Source organism: Staphylococcus sp. GDX8P54P (assembly GCF_017893165.1).
Classification (GTDB): Bacteria; Bacillota; Bacilli; order Staphylococcales; family Staphylococcaceae; genus Staphylococcus; species Staphylococcus borealis.
Window position 1 is genome coordinate 1 of record NZ_JAESMM010000024.1, and the last position, 1,872, is coordinate 1,872.

At 33.7% G+C, this 1,872-nt stretch carries 3 protein-coding genes and 1 pseudogene; all 4 read left to right on the top strand.

The features are described 5' to 3' along the window. A pseudogene (locus tag KA909_RS09045) lies at nucleotides 1–182 on the top strand (cassette chromosome recombinase CcrB); the annotation flags it as partial. Between the two features lie 465 nt (nucleotides 183–647). Further along, entirely contained in the window at nucleotides 648–998 is a 351-nt protein-coding gene (locus KA909_RS09050; protein WP_031926266.1) for an SAUGI family uracil-DNA glycosylase inhibitor, read from the top strand. Between the two features lie 86 nt (nucleotides 999–1,084). Further along, complete coding sequence (locus KA909_RS09055) at nucleotides 1,085–1,396, top strand: DUF960 domain-containing protein (RefSeq protein WP_210130112.1); 312 nt, start codon at nucleotides 1,085–1,087, stop codon at nucleotides 1,394–1,396. 15 nt (nucleotides 1,397–1,411) lie between these two features. Further along, nucleotides 1,412–1,872: DUF1643 domain-containing protein (locus KA909_RS09060; protein WP_210130113.1), on the top strand; the 461-nt coding region annotated here is incomplete at its 3' end.

Consider the following 1,872-nt stretch of genomic DNA (forward strand, 5'->3'; position numbering starts at 1 on the left):
ACCTAACGGTTATTGACCGTATTGACATTCGTAAAGATGAGAATCATAAAAAGCAATTCTACGTTACACTAAAACTTAATAATGAAATTATTAAACAACTTTTCAATAATAATAATCTAGACGAAGTGCTCCTCAGCACTTCGTCTTTGTTTTTGCCTCAAACACTCTACTTTCAAATATAATATCTATGTACTGTCCTTTCGTCATTCAATAACACTCATCTAACAAATATATTCAACACGCTAACAAATCATGGCTCAATGTGAAGCTTATATTGATATGACGAAAGAACATCCCAAAACAAAATATAAGTGGGATAGTAACGGGATTGACTAACTTCATGTAGGAGAAGGATTACGCAAGCGTAATCCCAAAATCCCGTTATTATTTATAAATAAATAATATAAAAAGAAAAAGTAACTCGTAATAACACCACTAAATCCAAATGATATATAAATATATAGCTATATTTCCCAACAAATGAGCGGGATAACGGGATTTTCTTGTCATACCAACGTTTGTAGCAGTTTTTCATATGGGATTTTCTCTTATTCCCACCGGGATTCGTAATAAATTATAAATCAAATATATATTATCTCAGTGATGTATATGAAATACATCGCTAACACTATCTAGGAGGCAATGATATGAAAACAACCACTCAAGAACTCAAACAATATATAACTCGTCTATTCCAACTATCTAACAATGAAACATGGGAATGTGAAGCGTTAGAAGAAGCAGCAGAAAATATACTTCCTACTCGCTTTGTAGACCATACCCCACTTGCGCATCTTACACTTGACACTTATACCTACTATAACGATGAACTACATGAGCTAAGTATCTATCCATTTCTTATGTACGCCAATAACCAACTCATCAGTATTGGTTATCTGGATCATTTTGATATGGATTTTCTCTACCTCACTGATACTAAAAATACGATTATCGATGAACGTCATTTATTAAAAGAAGGAGGGAAAGACCATGAATAATTGGATCAAAGTGGCACAAATATCTGTTACAGTCATTAACGAAGTGATTGACATCATGAAAGAAAAGCAAAATGGAGGCAAATAGTATGAAAATCAATCGATACATCACAAGAGGCATTAGTGAACAACTATCTCTAGACCTTCAAATCTTACTTTGGAACATGGTAAAAGAACGGGACAATCAACCTCAGACAGATTACCTACACATTTTTAAACTGCAAGAAGATGAGAATATACTCTCAATCACACATGAACAAGAACAACCTGCATACAAATTGGAATATCACTATACAAACTATGTAAAATATCAAAATGCATTACCTAAGAAAGTCTACGTCATCCGAGAAGATGATGTAGACGTTTTTTATTATGTGATGCTTTTACCAGAAGAATACTAAAGGAAGTGATGATATATGAATACAATTAAAAGCACAATACACACAGAAGCTATATTCAGTAGTGATAAAAAACACCGCTACTTACTCAAGAAAACATGGGATGAAAAGAAACCGGCTTGTACTGTGATAACGATGTATCCTCATTTAGATGGTGTATTATCACTCGATCTTACTACGGTTCTTATCCTCAATCAATTAGCGAATTCAGAACGATACGGTGCTGTATATTTAGTGAATTTATTTTCGAATATTAAAACCCCCCAGAACCTTAAACATATCAAAGAACCATACGATGCGCACACGAATATACACTTAATGAAAGCAATAAGCGAAAGTGACACAGTGATTCTAGCTTATGGTGCTTATGCGAAGCGTCCTGTTGTTGTTGAACGTGTTGAGCAAGTGATGGAAATGCTAAAACCTCATAAGAAGAAAGTAAAGAAACTCATCAATCCAGTAACAAATGAAATCATGCA

Excerpts from the sequence above, each read along its gene's own strand:
- KA909_RS09050 (WP_031926266.1), top strand. The coding sequence starts at position 648 with ATGAAAACAACCACTCAAGAACTCAAACAATATATAACTCGTCTATTC.
- KA909_RS09055 (WP_210130112.1), top strand. The coding sequence starts at position 1,085 with ATGAAAATCAATCGATACATCACAAGAGGCATTAGTGAACAACTATCT.